At 63.1% G+C, this 16,094-nt stretch carries 15 protein-coding genes; 4 read left to right on the top strand and 11 right to left on the bottom strand.

What is annotated here, in order from left to right:
- Positions 1-139: 139 nt before the first annotated feature.
- Positions 140-688 (top strand): KH domain-containing protein, encoded by a 549-nt coding sequence (locus OSC37_RS12490; RefSeq protein WP_267161772.1) that lies wholly within the window; start codon positions 140-142, stop codon positions 686-688.
- Between the two features lie 55 nt (positions 689-743).
- Here the strand turns inward: OSC37_RS12490 and OSC37_RS12485 are convergent, their stop codons facing one another.
- Positions 744-1,151: a GNAT family N-acetyltransferase gene (locus OSC37_RS12485; protein WP_267161771.1), complete on the bottom strand. Its 408-nt coding sequence runs from the start codon at positions 1,149-1,151 to the stop codon at positions 744-746.
- 150 nt (positions 1,152-1,301) lie between these two features.
- Positions 1,302-2,063 carry a DUF7001 family protein gene (locus OSC37_RS12480; RefSeq protein ID WP_267161770.1) on the bottom strand — a complete coding sequence of 254 codons (762 nt, stop codon included), beginning with the start codon at positions 2,061-2,063 and terminating at the stop codon, positions 1,302-1,304.
- An 81-nt stretch (positions 2,064-2,144) separates the two neighbouring features.
- Here OSC37_RS12480 and OSC37_RS12475 point away from each other — a divergent pair, with 81 nt between their 5' ends.
- The 3 genes from OSC37_RS12475 (at position 2,145) to OSC37_RS12465 (ending at position 5,498) form a co-directional block, all read left to right on the top strand.
- On the top strand, positions 2,145-2,846 hold the full coding sequence (locus OSC37_RS12475; RefSeq protein ID WP_267161769.1) for an SDR family oxidoreductase: 702 nt from the start codon (positions 2,145-2,147) through the stop codon (positions 2,844-2,846).
- A 73-nt stretch (positions 2,847-2,919) separates the two neighbouring features.
- Complete coding sequence (locus OSC37_RS12470) at positions 2,920-4,095, top strand: thiolase domain-containing protein (RefSeq protein WP_267161768.1); 1,176 nt, start codon at positions 2,920-2,922, stop codon at positions 4,093-4,095.
- Positions 4,092-5,498, top strand: coding sequence for a zinc ribbon domain-containing protein (locus OSC37_RS12465; RefSeq protein ID WP_267161767.1), 1,407 nt, complete (start codon positions 4,092-4,094; stop codon positions 5,496-5,498). Before OSC37_RS12470 ends, OSC37_RS12465 begins: the two co-directional genes overlap by 4 nt.
- Here OSC37_RS12465 and OSC37_RS12460 read toward each other — a convergent pair whose 3' ends face one another.
- The 9 genes from OSC37_RS12460 to OSC37_RS12420 all read right to left on the bottom strand — a co-directional run bounded on the left by OSC37_RS12460 (position 5,499) and on the right by OSC37_RS12420 (position 16,062).
- Positions 5,499-7,394, bottom strand: coding sequence for an ATP-binding protein (locus OSC37_RS12460; RefSeq protein ID WP_267161766.1), 1,896 nt, complete (start codon positions 7,392-7,394; stop codon positions 5,499-5,501).
- A gap of 38 nt (positions 7,395-7,432) precedes the next feature.
- On the bottom strand, positions 7,433-8,563 hold the full coding sequence (locus OSC37_RS12455) for a thiolase family protein (RefSeq protein WP_267161765.1): 1,131 nt from the start codon (positions 8,561-8,563) through the stop codon (positions 7,433-7,435).
- Positions 8,564-8,604: 41 nt separating this feature from the next.
- Positions 8,605-9,030, bottom strand: coding sequence for a dCTP deaminase/dUTPase family protein (locus OSC37_RS12450; protein ID WP_267161764.1), 426 nt, complete (start codon positions 9,028-9,030; stop codon positions 8,605-8,607).
- A 142-nt stretch (positions 9,031-9,172) separates the two neighbouring features.
- Complete coding sequence (locus OSC37_RS12445; protein WP_368409589.1) at positions 9,173-10,501, bottom strand: MATE family efflux transporter; 1,329 nt, start codon at positions 10,499-10,501, stop codon at positions 9,173-9,175.
- Positions 10,502-10,595: 94 nt separating this feature from the next.
- Entirely contained in the window at positions 10,596-12,188 is a 1,593-nt protein-coding gene (locus OSC37_RS12440; protein WP_267161762.1) for an MATE family efflux transporter, read from the bottom strand.
- Between the two features lie 66 nt (positions 12,189-12,254).
- Entirely contained in the window at positions 12,255-12,908 is a 654-nt protein-coding gene (locus OSC37_RS12435) for a TetR/AcrR family transcriptional regulator (RefSeq protein WP_267161761.1), read from the bottom strand.
- 47 nt (positions 12,909-12,955) lie between these two features.
- Complete coding sequence (locus tag OSC37_RS12430) at positions 12,956-14,260, bottom strand: MFS transporter (protein WP_267161760.1); 1,305 nt, start codon at positions 14,258-14,260, stop codon at positions 12,956-12,958.
- A 428-nt stretch (positions 14,261-14,688) separates the two neighbouring features.
- Positions 14,689-15,600 carry an ATP-grasp domain-containing protein gene (locus OSC37_RS12425; protein ID WP_267161759.1) on the bottom strand — a complete coding sequence of 304 codons (912 nt, stop codon included), beginning with the start codon at positions 15,598-15,600 and terminating at the stop codon, positions 14,689-14,691.
- 135 nt (positions 15,601-15,735) lie between these two features.
- Positions 15,736-16,062, bottom strand: coding sequence for a ribbon-helix-helix protein (locus OSC37_RS12420; RefSeq protein ID WP_267161758.1), 327 nt, complete (start codon positions 16,060-16,062; stop codon positions 15,736-15,738).
- Positions 16,063-16,094 lie beyond the last annotated feature (32 nt).

Here is a 16,094-nt window from a genome sequence, read left to right as displayed (position 1 = left end):
GCCCCACGCAACCGCGTTCTCTCCGTGGCTTTCTGTCAGGTCACGGGGCCTCTGGCTCGGCTTCCAATTTAAATGCAAGTATCGGTATATCTCATGGCGAAGGACTTTAACAGACCAGTCACGTACTGTAGCCTATATTATGCAGCACGTGAAGATACCCGACGACCGTATCGGGGTTCTCATCGGCGAAGGCGGCGAGACGATGCGCGAAATCGAAGACCGCGCAGAGGTCCGCCTCGACATTGACTCCGAGTCGGGGAAAGTCGGTATCGAGAAGGTCGGCGACCCGGTCCTGGGACTGAAAGGTCCCGACATTGTCAAGGCAATTGGTCGCGGATTCTCTCCGGACGACGCGCTCCGCCTGCTCGACGACGATATGATGATGTTCGATATCGTCGATATCGACGCCGCCGCGCGGAACAAAAACGACCTGCGCCGCCAGAAGGGACGACTCATCGGCGAGAACGGCCGAACCAGAGAGCTCATGGAAGAGCTGACCGGGGCCTCTGTCGCAATCTATGGCTCGACGTTCGGCATCATCGGCGGACCGAAACAGGTCGCCGCAGTCCGAGAGGCCGCCGAGATGATTCTCGAAGGCGCACCCCACGGCACGGTCTACTCGTTCCTCGAAGAGAAGCGCAACGAACTGAAACACAAGGGCCTGGAGTACCACGCGTTCCAGGGGTAGGGCCTGTCCCTGCTGTGGTGTCTCGTCGTCCCGAAGCCTGTTGAATCGTCGACAGCTACAGCGTCTCGGTGGGGACAGTCATATAGTGTCTGTGTGGCTCGAAGCCGACCTTTTGATAGAAACCCATCGCGCGTTCGTTATCGGCATCGACATCGAGGGACAGTTCCGGGATGCCTACCTCGCGGGCGTGTTCGGCGACACGGTCGAGCAGGTCATCTGCGAGACCGTCACCTCGGCGCGACTCCTGGACGTAGAAGTCGCCAATTTTGAGGCGGTCCGGACGGTCGAACACCGGCGGACAAGAATCGACTTCTGCTGTCACGAAGCCGACGAGCTCACGGGACAGTTCAGCAAGCGACTCGTCGGTCGGTTCGCCCTCGGCGGCGACCCACGCCTGGTACGTGTCGGATTCGAGGCGGTCGAGACGGAATTCGACTTCCTCATCCAGTGGAACGTCATCCACGAGGGAATGTGACTCGACGGCGGCTTCGAGGTCGCGATGATACGGGAGCCAGAGCTCCTCAGCGAACCGTCGAGCGGCATCTTTCTCTGCGGGAACCTTGGAGATGTGGACTATACAGGGGTTGCTGTTTGTCGGCCGCTAAGTGTCTTTTCATCTATACGTCTCGGCGTGTCGGTCACAGAATGCGGGCTCTCTGAGCTGTGCCTCGACGACGCCGGGCTGTCGGTGTGGGTTCGAGAGGCGACAGCCCTCCTGCTCGCAGAACCCCTCGCCGGTCTCGACGTGATGGCCTGCCTGTAGGACGTATCCCTTCAGCGCGTCGGTGGTCCGGGGGTCGTCTTCGACCAGAAAGTCCCCATCAATTTCGGATTCGAGAACCTCACGCGGCGGCGCACCGCCCGAGAGGAGTGCATGTTTGCCCTTGGCCTCGTAGTACGCTTCGGGTTTGGCGGGCGCTTCGTACAGCCCGGGAACGGAGACTAGCGCCAGTTGGCCGACGACGTTGACGCGCTTGTGCCACCGGCCGTCGTGGTCGCCCCAGGTGCCGATAACCCGGTCCAACAGGGCAATATGCAGGTGTTCGAGGCTCCGTTCGTCCGCGGGGATGCGCTCGCGGAGTCGTCGCTGGAGTACGATGCCATCGTAGACGACACCGCCCGCTCGCTCGGGGCTGTCGAGTGCCCGCTGTTCGTAGCGAACGATACCTGTCATCGTGTTTCCAGTCTCGCGTTCGTGTGGCGAGAGTACGCGCGTCTCGGCGATCTCGGCGGCGAGGTCGTCGTCGGCGTACAGCGAGAGAAAGCGGTCCCGGACCTCAACAGCAGCATCGAGGTGGTCGTCGAGCCAGTCGGCAATCGCGTCTGCGTCCGCGTTCGTCGTCGGCGCGCGATAGAGCGTCACCTGTTCGACCATACAAGAGAAGCGGCGTCGGTCATCGAAATAGTTGCGGTCCCCGTCGCCCGGTTTTTTGTGTCGTGGGCCGAAGACAGACCGATGACAGAGAAGACCGCAATCGTGACTGCAGCGGGGAGTGGCATCGGCGAGGCCTGTGCGCGTCGGCTGAGTAAGGCGGGGTACACGCCAGTCCTCTTGTCGAAGTCAGGAAGCGCCGTCGAGGTCGCAAAGGAGCTTGGCGGCGACGGCTTCGAGGGTGACGTGACCGACCCCGACGACCTGGCGGCGCTCGTCGAGGCCACCGAAGAACGCTACGGCCGTATCGACGCCGTCGTCAACAATACGGGCCATCCCGCGACCGGTGACTTGCTCGAACTCACCGACGAGCAGTGGTACCAGGGACTCGACCTCGTCGTCCTGAACGCCGTGCGAATGGCTCGGCTGGTCACGCCAACCATGCAAGACGGAGATGGGGGCGCAATCGTCAACATCTCGACGTTCTCTGCGTTCGAGCCGTCACCCGACTTCCCGGTCTCGTCGGTGCTCCGTGCCGCCCTCGGAAGCTTCACCAAACTCTACGCGGACCGGTACGCCGACGACGGCATCCGGATGAATGCGGTGTTGCCGGGCTTCGTCGACAGCTACGAGGTCGACGACGAGACGCGGGAGGCGATTCCGATGGGGCGTCCCGGCCGGACAGAAGAAATCGCCGACGCGGTCGCGTACCTCTGTTCGCCAGAGGCAAGCTACGTGACCGGACAGAACATCCGCGTCGACGGCGGTTTGACATCCTCGGTGTAAGGACGGCGTGTCGGCCCTGGCCCCGAGCAATCGCTCCCGAAGCTATATTACCGGCTGGTGTGGAGGGCGAACCATGCGCGACGCCTACCTCATCGGGGCTGGTCAGACGGCCTTCGGTGCCTTTCCCGAACGTAGCTACCGGGAGCTGTTCGCCGAGGCCTACGAACACGCCTGTGAGCGCGTCGACGGTGGAATCGAACAGACAGATATCGACGAGGCCGTCGTCGGCTCGCTCGGCGTTGGCGGCCGCCAGCTCGGCCTGTCAGGTCCGGCGGTTACCGAACACGTCGGCCTGCACAACGTCCCCTGTACGCGCGTCGAGAACGCCTGTGCCGCCGGCGGCTTCGCTGTCCGGCAGGCAGTTCAGGCAATTCGCAGCGGGATGGCAGACGTGGTACTGGCGAGTGGGTTCGAGGTGATGTCCGATATGTCCGGTGACGTGACGAAGTACTGGCTCGGTGTCAGCGGTGAGACAGAGTGGGAGCGACTGACCGGGACAACATTCTCGGGTGTCTACGCACAGATGGCGAGCGCCTACCTCGACCGCTACGACGCGACCCCCGAAGACCTCTCGCGGGTCGCGGTCAAGAACCACGGCAACGGCGCGAAGAATCCGAAAGCGCACCTCGGTTTCGAGTGTTCGCTCGACGACGCCGTGGCCGCGCCCGAGGTGGCGGCCCCGCTGAATCTCTATCACTGCTGTCCGACCTCCGACGGCGCAGCAGTCGCCATCCTCGCAAGCGAGGACGTGGTCGACAACTACACCGACGAGCGAATCCGGGTCGCAGGCGTCGGGGCGGCGAGCGACCACGTCGGGCTGGCCGAACGGGACAGCTATCTCGGCCTCTCAGCGACCGAAACCGCCGCCGAGACTGCCTACGACCGGGCAGGTGTCGACCCCGACGACCTCGATTTCGCCGAGGTACACGACTGTTTCGCCATCGCCGAGTTGCTGGCCTACGAGGACCTGGGCTTCTGTGAACGCGGAGAGGCCCCACAACTGCTCAGAGAGGGCGTCACCGACCCCGACGGCGACCTGCCGGTCAACACCTCCGGCGGACTGAAATCGAAGGGCCACCCAATTGGCGCGACAGGAACTGGCCAGGTGGTCGAAGTCTTCGACCAGTTCACCGGGCGCGCCGGCGACCGACAGCTCGCCGAACCACGCTACGGCCTCACCCACAACGTCGGCGGGAGCGGCGGCGCGACCGCAATTCACGTCTTCGAGAACGAGGAGGTGTCAGGATGAACGGAATCGAGAGCATCGGAACGTACGTCCCGCGGTACCGCCTGCCGGCCGAGACGGTCACGGAAGCCTGGGGCCAGTTCCACGGCGCTGGCATTACCGAGACCGCCGTGCCGGGCGCAGACGAGGACACGCTGACGATGGGCTACGAGGCGGCCACGCGGGCGCTCGATGAGGCAGACGCTGGGCCCTCAGCTATCGAGCGCCTGCTCGTCGCGACGACGACACCCCCGACAGAGGAGGAAGCAATGGGCCCGCGTCTGGTGAGTATGCTCGGACTGGACGCCGCGACGGGGATCCGCCAGCTCACCGGCAGTACGCGCGCCGGCGTCGAGGCGCTGGTGGCCGGGGCGCAGGTCTCGCAACCGACGCTCGTCGTCGCGGCCGACGCCCCGCGTGGCGCGCCCGACAGCGAGTACGAACAGGCAGGCGGCGCGGGCGCGTTCGCGGCGGTGCTCGTGCCGTCGGCCCCGGGCGAGATACAGGCACACGCCGAACATGTCGACCCTCGCCCCGGGACCCGCTTTCGTCCTGCCGGCTCGGGGGAGACGACCGGGCTCGGCGTTACCGACTACGACCGGGCTGCGTTCACCGAATCTGTCGGGAACGTAGCCGAAACGCTCGATGCCGACCCGGCCGCGGCCGACGCGGTCGCTCTGCAGTCACCGAACGGAAAGCTCCCCTACCGGGCGGCGGGAACGCTCGGCGTCGAGACCGACACAATCCAGCAGGGGACGGTCGTCCACGAGGTCGGCGACACCGGCGCGGCCGGCCCACTCCTGGGGCTTGCGAGCGCGCTCGACGACGGGGCGACGACCGTTCTCGTCGTCGGCTACGGCAACGGCGCGACCGCGGTGGCAGTCGAAGACAGCGGCGTGGCGTCTGCGTCGACGGGCGAGACAGAGACCGTCGAGCTCTCCTACGGCGAGTACCTGCGGATGCGCGGCGAGATTACGAGCGGCGAGCCCGATGGCGGCGGCGCGTACGTCAGCGTGCCGAGCTGGAACCGGACCCTCCCCCAGCGTCACCGCCTCGTCGCCGGCCGCTGTCCCGACTGTGGCGCACTCTCGTTTCCGCCAGAAGGTGCCTGCCCGGACTGTCGCGGACTCGTCGACTACGAGCGCGTCGAGCTACCCGGAACCGGGACCGTCGAGGCGGTGACGGCAATCGGCCAGGGCGGCGCGCCCCCGGAGTTCGTCGAACAGCAGGCCCGGAGTGGATCGTACGTGAGCGCGGTCGTCGCACTCGACGGCCCCGACGGTGAGCGGACGGTCTCGATTCCGACACAGGTCGTCGACACCGACCCAGAGGCGGTCGAAATCGGTGACCACTTGACTGCGACGATTCGGCGAATCTACACCCAGGAAGGCGTTACGCGGTACGGATTCAAGATGCTCCCTGGGTAGTCAGACATCCCATGGGTCGGCCAGTTCGACGCCAGTGACCTCGAACCGCGTGCCGCCTCCCTCGGAGTCGGTGATAGTGACCTCCCAGTCGTGGGCGTCGGCTATCGTCTTGACGATGTAGAGGCCGAACCCGGTCCCATCGTCAGCCGTCGAGTAGCCGAGTTCGAACACGCGGTCACGGTCCCCAGGTGCGATGCCCGGACCGTCGTCTGCGACGTAGAAGCCATCCGGTAGGTCACCGACAGTAACGGTCACGTCGTTGCCGGCGTGTTCGTCGACGTTTCGAAAGAGGTTCTCGAACAGCCGCTGGAGGCGGTGTTCGTCGGCGTATATCTCGCGGTCGGTGTCGACAACGAGCGTCGACTCCTCGTCCCCCGCCGTCTCCCAACAACGGTCCACGAAGTCGGGCAGTGACACTGTCGTTATATCGAGTGCTGTGTCTCCCTCTCGGGCGAGTGTCAACAGGTCCGTGATGATGTTCTCCATTCTGTCGAGGGCACGCTCGACCGCGTCGACGTGCTCACTGTCGTACTCCTGGTCGACAAGTTCGAGCTGGGTGTTCGCCGCGTTCAGCGGATTCCGGAGGTCGTGAGACACCAGGTTGGCGAACTCGCCGAGACGCTTGTTCTGCCGTTCGAGCTCCGAGCGATACTGCTGGCGTTCGATTTCGTAGCCGACCCAGCGGGAGGCCAGCTCGACGAACGTTCGCTCGCTCTCGGTGAACTCTCGAGACCGAGATGAGCTCGACGCGAAACAGAGTGTCCCGTACAGTTCGTCGTTGACAATGACCTTCCCGCCGATATAACAGCCAAGCTCGAAGACCTCGTAGGCGGGGTCCTCGTCCCACCCTTCCGCGAGGGCGTCGAACACCGCGAGCAGTCCGTCCGACTCGATAGTCCGCTTGCAGTACGACTCCTCCAGCGGGCACTGTTCGTCGGGCTGAAGCAGTTCGTGGTCCCCGCGGGAGGCCTCGATGAACTGTGTCTCGTCGCTAATCTGGGTGAGAAAGCCATAGGGGAGATCGAGCCGGCGACAGCCGAGTTCGAGTATTTTGTCGAGTCGGTACTCGAAAGAGTGCCCGCTGTCTGAGCCCAGAACATACAGGTCGTGCAGGACCTCGACGGTGTCTTCGAGTTCGTCTATCGCGCGGCGCTTTTCGGTGATATCCTGGAAGAAGACGGACAGCCCCGTCTTTGAGGGATAAGCGCTCACCTCGAACCAGGTGTCCAGTGGCTCGTAGTACGCCTCGAAGGTGACCGTCTCGCCGGTCTCGAACGCCTGTTCGTATCTGTCGTAAAACGGCGTCCCGACCACCTCTGGAATCTCGTCCCAGATACGCCTGCCCTGCAGTTCGGTGAGTGAAAGCCCTGTGCCGATGGCCTCACAGATTATCTCACGCGCCTGCTCGTTGAGATACGTAAACCGGCGGTTGCTATCCAGCGCAAAGAACGCGTCTGTCATCCGGTCGAGAATGTCGATGTGTCCACCCTGACCGCGGAACATCCGTTCGCGGAGGTCACGGACCTCAACGAGGATGGCCGTATCGTCGGCTGTCGACAGCAGTGACGTACTGAGCGTGACCGGCACCGGCTCATCGTCGCTGTCGCGTACAGCCCACTCGAAGGTCTGTTCGCCCTCGGTCACCGTCTCCTGTACCTGCTCACACAGCGTCGATTCCGCGGCAGGTGCAACAGGCGAATCCAGATCCGAGAGAGAGCGCTCACGCAGGGCTGCGTCGTCGTAGCCGAGCAAATCACAGACCGCCTCGTTACAGCCGAGAATCCCGGTTCCGTCGCGGTCACAGAGCAAAATACCGGTATCGACCGAGTTGTAGACCTGGCGGAGTAACTCGTCGTCGACGTTACCCACGTTCTCGCTGCCGCGGTTGCCGCCCATGACAACATATACCTAATCGGTCGTCAAAAAGGTACGTCTTACGGCCGTTCGAGGACCGCGGCGACGCCTTGGCCGAATCCAACACACATCGTCGCGAGGCCGAACTGACCGTCGCGACGCCGGAGTTCGTGTACCAGCGTCGTCGTGATACGTGCCCCCGAACAGCCGAGAGGATGCCCGAGTGCGATTGCCCCCCCGTTGACGTTCAGCCGGTCCTCGGGCACACCAAGCTCCTGCTGGCAGTAGATACTCTGGGAAGCGAACGCCTCGTTCAGTTCCACGAGGTCGAGGTCGTCGATTGTCAGGTTGGTTCCGGCAAGCGCCTCTCGCGTCGCGGGGACCGGCCCCGTCCCCATGATGCGGGGGTCGACGCCAGCGACGCCGCGCGAGTGGACGCGGGCGAGCACGTCCAGGTCGTGTTCCTGTGCGTACTCGGCGCTGGTGACGAGCAGGCCAGCCGCACCGTCGGTCAGCGGCGAGGCGTTACCGGGCGTGACCGTTCCCTTCTCGTCGTCGGCGAACACGGTCGGCAGTTCCGCCAGTGCGTCCATCGATGTCGATTCGCGTGGCCCCTCGTCGGTCTCGACGGTTCCGTCGTCGGTCTCGACGGGGACGATTTCGTCGTCGAATCGCCCCGAATCGCGGGCCTCGACGGCACGCTCGTGTGAGCGCAGAGCAAACTGGTCCTGTTGTTCTCTGCCGATGTCGTGCTCGCGGGCCACCCGCTCGGCGGTCGCACCCATCGGCAGTTCGTCGGCGTCGTACCGCTGTTCGATACCGGGATGCAGCCAGTCCGAGAACGGCACGCGACTCATGTGCTCAACGCCCGCGACCGGGAACACATCACCGTCACCTGTTTCGACAGCCCGTGCGGCATCGACAAGCGCGGTCAACGAGGAGCCACAGAGCCGCGTCAGCGTCGCTCCCGGCACCGACTCGGGGAAGCCGCCGGCAAGAAGCGACTGTCTGGCGAGGTTGCGGCCCTGTTCGTTCTCCTGGTTGGCACAGCCCAGTCGGAAATCGTCCCACTCCATTGCGGGGACGCCCGTCCGCTCTTCGAGCGCCGAGAGAACCGCCACGACGAGGTCTTCGGGGTACGTGTCGGCCAGTCCGCCGTCTTTTTTTGCCTGTGGTGTTCGGACCGCGTCGACGATGACAGCGTCACTCATTGGTCTTGATTCGTGACCCCGTCGGGAGTAAATTTCGGCTCCTACCGGTCGACATCGACGACAGTCGAGACGCGAGCGTTCTCTTTGAGTTTCAGCCCGGCACCGCCCACCGACAGCGGCACCCGGTCGAGGCTGGTGAGCCGGAGCGTCGGGTGGGAGGCTCCGCGAGCGAGGAGTTCGTCTCTGGTCTGGATAGTTATCGTTGCCTCCTCGACAGCAATCGATTCGTTGTATTCCAGCAGGTACTGCCCGGCGTCAAGCGTCCACCACTCGTAGTCGTCGTCGGCGTGCCGTCTGGCGCTGTCGTGGGGCGACAGGTCGGCGGCTTCGAGTTCGCCGCCGCCGAAATCGACGTGTCCGGGGGCCGTGACCTCGTAGACCTCAGCGACGGTCAAATCGACGCCACGGCCCTCCGTCTGGGTCGGTTCGTGAACGATGCCGTCGAGTACCTCGGTATCGGTATCCATGCGAGGTAGTACGGAACGGCTGCCCTAAAGGTCAACTACCAGCTTGTCGTTCCATCTGTGTATACAATGTCCTATTTTGAATACTCGGGGCGAACTGAATCAACAAGAGCGTCTCTCTCGTGGTTGGTCGTGTCAACACGGATTACCCATCTGCGAGGCTCCCCCGGTCTTCCATCATATCCGTCGCCCGGCGCGCCCAGTCCCCGTACTGGAAGCCGGCGATGACGATGACAAGCGCCGAGACGTAGTAGAGGACGATACCGGCGTAGATGCCGACGACACCCCAGCCGAGGACGACACTCGTCAGATACGAGAATCCGAGATAGAACGCGAGCAGTCCGACAGTACGGGCGATAAAGGGGGTGGTGGTGTCGCTGCCGCCCTGCAGCGAGCCCGAGAGGGTGATATACAGGACCGTCGCCGGTGCCGCGAGCCCGTAGGAGACGGTGAATCCGACGGCCGTCGGAAGCGTCTCGGGGTCGTCTGTGAACAGACCGGCGAGTGGCTCGGCGAAGACCGCCAACAACAGCCCGATTGTGCCGACAGAGACCAACCCGAGCGCCGCAGTTGCCCAGCCGTTGTACCGCGCCTCCGCAGGATTGCCCTCGCCGAGTGCCTGGCCGACGACGATGCTGGCTCCGGTGTTGAGGCCCCGACCGAGCGGGCTGGTCACCTGCTGGTAGACCCGTCGACCAATCTGGTAGCCGGCGTTGACCTCCGCGCCAAAGGAGAGCAACAGCGCGTTAAAGGGGAACTCGACAGCCGTTGCGACCATCCCTTCGGCGACTTTCGGCGCAGAGACGACAAACAGCTGTTTGGCGATGACGAGCCGGCGCGGATAGGTAAAATCGGCAGGCGTCCAGTCGGTTGCGATTGCCAGTACGAACGCCGACGCGGTGAAGATGTTGCCAAAGGCCGTGGCGATACCGACGCCGACGATTTCAAGTCTGGGTGCGCCAAACAGCCCGAGACCGAGCACCAGCGAAAAGACGATGTTGAGTCCGTTCGACGTCAGATTGACGTACATCGGCGTGCGGGTGTCGCCGGTTCCCTGGAGCGCTCGCGCACCGATCAGTGCGACGTGTCTGGCTGGCGCGGTGAGAAAGACAATCGCGAGGTAGGTCCCACCGAGGTCTGCAACGTCGGCCATCTGGTCCTGTTCGGCCCAGATTCCCAGAATTGCGATTGCCTCCTCGCCGAGCGTGACCCCGAAGACGGCAAAGGGAATCCCCGTGAGAAAGCCAATCAAAAGCGCCTGTGTGACTGCCTCGTCACGGTTTGCCGTCGCATCGCTGCCGGTATCCTGACTCGACAGGGCAATCGCGCCCGCGCCCAGTCCCAACCCGATACGCAGTGGAAAGCGGGCGTAGAGGTCCGCGAGCCCGATTGCGGCGACCGCCAGCGGCGAGAACAGCGCGGTGACGAAGATATCGATTGTCCGCATCAGCGTCCGCGAGACCTGCTCGACCATCACTGGCCAGGAGAGCGACGTGACCCGTCGCCAGAGCGCGAACAGCCGCTTTCGGTCGACACTCACCCGCACTCACCACCGTTGACTCTGTCGGTCATCCGTCTGTAGCGTCGTCTGCTCCGGCAGCGTCCGGCCGGTACGCCTGGCTTATCCGCATCCACTTGTTCGTCCGGAACCGCCAGTAGTTGATTGCTGCAGGGATGGCCGTCTCCGAGACGAAGGCGAGATACAGCCCCCAGAGCCCCAGCGTCGGAAGCACGACCTCCGGCGTCGTGACGCCGACGACCGGGACGGTAATCGCCGGTATATCGCCACCAGCGCCGAGATATGCGAGTGGAATCGAGCCGAGATACTGGCCGATGAACTGACTGACGAAGGGGATTCGGGTGTCGCCACTGGCGTCGAGCGGGCCGGCCGACGCCCCGGAGACACCCTGGAAGATGATGGCGAAACAGGCCGCGTACACCAGGTCACGGGCGATGGGTATCTCTGGGCTCGACGGGCTGTCGGCGAACAACTGGACGAGCTGTTCGGCAGAGACCGCCACGATGAGCGCAGAGACGAAGTAGGTCGCGACAGCAAAGCGGATGATATCTCGCCCGTAGGCCTCGGCCTCGCGCTCGTCATTCTGGCCGAGGGCCTGTCCCACGAGGCTGGAGGATGCGAGTCCGAAACCCCAGCCTGGCGTGTTCATCACGCCCCAGATGCGCCGGGCGATAACCCAGCCCGCGACGGTGTCTTCGCCGAAGATGTCGAGGATGCCAAGCATCGGGAACTGGAATGTGGTCCAGACCAGATTCCGGAGCGCCACCGGCGTCCCAATCTCGACGAGGTCCCGAATCATGCCGGTGTCTGTGTAGCTCCCGAAGGGGGCAAGCGCGACGGGGAACTCACCGACGCCGGGGAGTCGCCCCCAGACGAGGCCGAGCGAGAACGCGGTGGTGGCGCCGACGTTCGAGAGGACAGTTCCCATCGCCGCACCGGCAACCCCCCAGCCGAATCCGAATATGAAGATAGCGTTGAGGACGATGTTCGCTACCGCGCCGCCCGCCCGGACCTGCATCGCGGTGAAGGCGTCGTCACAGCCGACAAGCACTCGGCTGCCGACGAGATTCAGCGCCGCAAAGGGGATGCCGAGCCCGACCACTTGGAGGTAGGTCGCGCCCTCGGACAGGGCCGCGTCGTTGCTCGTCAGCACCGAGATGAGTTGTTCGGGGTAGAACCAGAACAGCACCGAGAGCGGGACGGTCGAGACGACAGCGAGAAAGACACTCGAGCGGACCGCCCGTCCGAGTTCGTCGTAGGCATCGGCACCGAAGCGCTGGGAGACCAGGGCGATTGTCCCGCCAGCGATACCGCCGCCAAGCGAGAACGCAAGTCCCCAGAAGGGGCTGGCGAAACCGACGCCCGCGACCGCTGAGGTGCCGACAGCCACGCCCACCATCGCCACGTCGACCGCGTTTTTCGACATTCGAGCGATTCCCGTCAGGACGCGGGGCCAGGCGAGTTCGGTCGTCTTCTCGGCGCGGTCGCGGTCGATGAGTCCCAGACGGACGAGCCCCAGTCCAATCCAGAGGATGCCGATTCGGACCGGGTTGGGGATCGTATCGAAAAGCCAGCGGCTCGCGCGCCGGAGCGGCGCGGCGACGAACGCGAACAGCCACGAGAGTGGAGGTGGAAGAGCCATCAGTTGTATCCAGTCGAGAGAGCCACAGGAAACAGACTGCCGTGTGCGAACTACCTGTGGACCGCGTTATTCGTCAATCGATGCGAGTGCGTTATCGAGCGAGGGCCGGTCGACGCCGGGTTCGAGAAGTGGGTCGACGAGGTGTTCGAGGGCCTGCTCGGCGACGGTCCGGGTGTAGCCGACCTCGTCGTCGCCACCCTCGTTGAGCGTCACCTGACGGGTACGGGCACCATCGAGCATCGCGGCGAACATTGCGGCCGTCTCCTCGGCGTCGACGGGCCTGAAGACGCCGTCGTCGATGCCATCCCGGAGTGTCTCTTCGAGCGTATCCCGGAGCAACTTGTCGCTTCGACGAAGTGATGCGCGAATGCGGTCGTTGAACGGTCCCTGTGACCGCATCTCCAGCAAGGCGAGGTGAAAGGAGGAACGCTCGGTGTCATCGGGTGCGAACACGAACCGCGCCACGAACTCGACCAGCCGGTCGACTGGCGGCTGGTCGGCCCGACACTCCATGTCCGCCTCGTAGTCCGCCAGCATCTGGTCGAGAAAGGCGACGAGCAGGTCCTCTTTCGTGTCGTAGTGATAGTGCAACAGCGACGTGCTCTTGTCACACTCGTCGGCGATATCCTGCATCGTCAGCTCGGCGTACCCGTTGTCACGGAGGGCGTGATACACCGCGTCCATGATATCGTCTGCCCCGAGCGGTTCCTCTTCGCTCATTGACTGAGTGGTCAGTCAAGCAGAGTAAAACCTCTTACGACTCACGCTCAGCCGAAGAAGGGAATCGTCCGCTGTGGTGTGATGACCTCCTCGACCTGTGTCAGCGCGAGCACGACGCCGACGGCCGCGAGGAAGGCGGCGACAGCGAACGGAACCACGAAGCCCCAGGCGACGAGAAAGCCCGAGACCAGCGGGCCGAAGGCGACACCGAATCCAAAGGCCATCGTCAACACAGACAGCGTCGACCCCGAGCGGTCGTCGGGCGCGATATCACCTGCGAGCGCAAGCGCCGGCGCGAACACCATCGCACCGGCGACCCCCTGGAAGAACCGCGCGCCGAACATCAGCCACGAATCCGGCGCAATCTCGCCGAACAGCGCGACCTCCGGGATGAGCCCCTGCGCGAGCGTCGTCGGGACCAGCAGGATGGTGCCGACGAGAATGAACACCCGGCGGCCGTAGAAGTCCGTCGCTCGTCCGATGGGTGCCTGGAGCAGTATCTGTGCGAGGACAAACGCCGAGAACTGGAGGCCGAACATCGTCGGCCCCTGGTCGAGTTTCGCGTTGACGAGGTCACCCAGCGTCGCGAAGATAGCGATACCGGCCGCCATGAAAAACGAGATGACACCGAGCGCGAACACGGGGTCGAGCAACTGCTCGCCCGACTGGTCGAAGACGGCGATTCCACCCGAACCGTCGTTGCCGTCGGTGGGTTCGATATCCGGGTCCCGGATGAGCACTGTCACCAGAACGAACGCAACCGTCGCGGTACAGGCGGCGAAGTAGAAGGCGGCGTCGAACCCGGAGAACGTGACCGAGATATCACCGAGCGACAGCGAGTAGGGGCCAGCGTCGACGACGCCGCCGGCAGCGATGGGACCGACGCCGAAGCCAACCAGCCGGAACGTGTTGTAGGTGCCCATGTTGCCGCCCCGATTGCCCTCGGCGGCGAGGTCGTTGACCAGTGCGACCGTCGTCGGAATAATGAACGCGCCGGCGATGCCCTGGAGGACGCGCAATCCGAGCAGATGCCAGTACGACGAGGCCAGCGAGTAGGCAAAACTCGCCGCCGCGATGAGGACGAGCCCGAAGAGGACGAAGATTTTGCGCCGTCCGCTCCGGTCCGAGAGCCGTCCGGTGAACGGTTGCAGCGGACTGTTGACGAAGCCAAAGAGCGAGAGGACGACTCCGGTGATTGCGACCTCTGTCAGCCCGAAGGCATTGCCGGAAACGAAGTCGCTGGCGATAAACAGCGGTAACACGACGATGAGAAACGAGTTGCCGACAGATTCGGACATCCGCGCGAGCGCCAGCGCGATGACCTGCGGATTGACGCCGAGGGGGTTTCTCATGCTCTCTCCGACGCCGCCGCACTCATCTCTCGCGACGCACCTCGTCGAACCGTGCCATGTCGGTCCGATTGTGTGCCGTCATAAATACTGTTGTGGTTGCGGTCGTCTCGTTCCGTGGCTCCGTCGCGGTCAGCGAGCTATCGGCTGGAACTCAGTGTCTCAGCGGGATATGCACAGCCGATTTACTGTAATGTAACCCGAATAGCGAAATGCAACATAGGTATATTCACTGAGGGCAGTGCAAGGTGTAGAGCATTCATGCAGCATTCAACTGGCGTTACTTTCACTCGTGCATCAACTGCTCAGTAGGAGCGTGAGCTGACTGTTTTTTATCAATCTCGGATTTTGTCTATGCGCCGTTTGGGGTGGGCTTCACTCATCCTAGCCCCGGCTTGCCTACCACCAGCTCCTGGCGTGAGGTGCCATCATTACGGTCTACTCCAAGCCGTTGAGACGGTATCATAGTACGATAGCAGGGCATCGGCGGCGCACTCGGCAGCCTTCGGCCCGCGGTTGAGTCCGAGGAACGGTTCAATCAACTCAAGCTCCATCAACAGGAGCGCCCCGTCACGGTGGACATAATCGACTCGTGCATACGGAAGTGACGATACAGTGTCACCTAGAATAGTCAGTGCGGCGTCGAGAACATCTGCTGCTTGCTCTCGAATTGGTGTAGGTGGGTCGTAGGCAGCATTAATCCCATCGAAGTCTGTGATGTCGTCGTCTGTCGTCAGGCTATTCCAGGCATGACTGTAGGTCTCGTCAAAGAACACAATGGACCGTTCCCCCTCCGTGATTTCTGGGACGAACTGTTGGACGACAACATCACCCGTGTTGAGTAGATTCTGGAACTGTGTGTCCGCGTTGTCCAGTGTCTCTCGGGAAACCCGGGTGACATCCCGCGAGAAGCTTCCAATACCGGGTTTCATCACCGCCTCGTCCCAGCCATGTCGGTCAAGCACCTCGCCGAGTGAGAGATTACTCCCAGCATCAATCACAGTCGTTGCCGGCAGTCGGATGCCAGCCTCTGCAAGGTCAACCAGATAGGACTTGTGCATATTCCACTGGACAGCAGCGAGTGGGTTACAGACCGGGACGCCAGCTTGCTCCAGCTCGGTCAACAGTGAACGGAACCGTTCCAGGTTGGTCGGGTACTCCCAGCAAGACCGAAAGAGAATTCCGTCGTAGTTGTCCCACTGTACGGTTGGGTCATCCCAGCGGACTGGTTCGATGCTGACACCGCGTTCAGTGAGCACTGCTGTGAGGTGATGAGCGTCGTCACTGAGTTCGGGAGCGTGACTTCCGGTGATTATTCCAAGCGTGTTCTGAGTGTGAGCCATTGTGAAGAATTGACACAATGAGAGTATAATAGTATCGCATACCCGGTGACTCGTGCAAGACCCACGCCCTTCATCTCACACAGGATTACTGACAACTATTGTACAGGAATGTGGTGCGAAGATTTGCTTAAACACTCAGAACTGGTACCGACGGTCGTCGTTTTGCTGTGCCTGTGGGAACCCGCCGCCAGTCATCTCCTCGAAGGTCATCCCGTTGAGGTACTCGTCGTAGGTTACGTCGAACTCCTGGCGGAGGTTGAAATCGAGATTGCCGGTCTCGACGGTCGTCTGAAAGAGCATGTGGACCGCCCGCCGGACCAGCTCGTCCGTGTCCTCCGGGTCGAGTGCCGCGGTGAGCATGGCGAGTTCGTTCCGTGTCTCTCTGTCGAGCGCCACATCGAGTTCCTCACCGAGGTCGCTGTAGCACTGTTCGACATCCGTCGTCAGGTCGTCGAGGCTCATAGGCAGAGCTATCGCTGCCGAACGCAAACAGC

Origin of the sequence: Halovenus salina, from assembly GCF_026410925.1 — an archaeon.
Lineage (GTDB): Archaea > Halobacteriota > Halobacteria > Halobacteriales > Haloarculaceae > Halovenus > Halovenus salina.
This window is presented reverse-complemented; position numbering and strand designations above follow the sequence as displayed.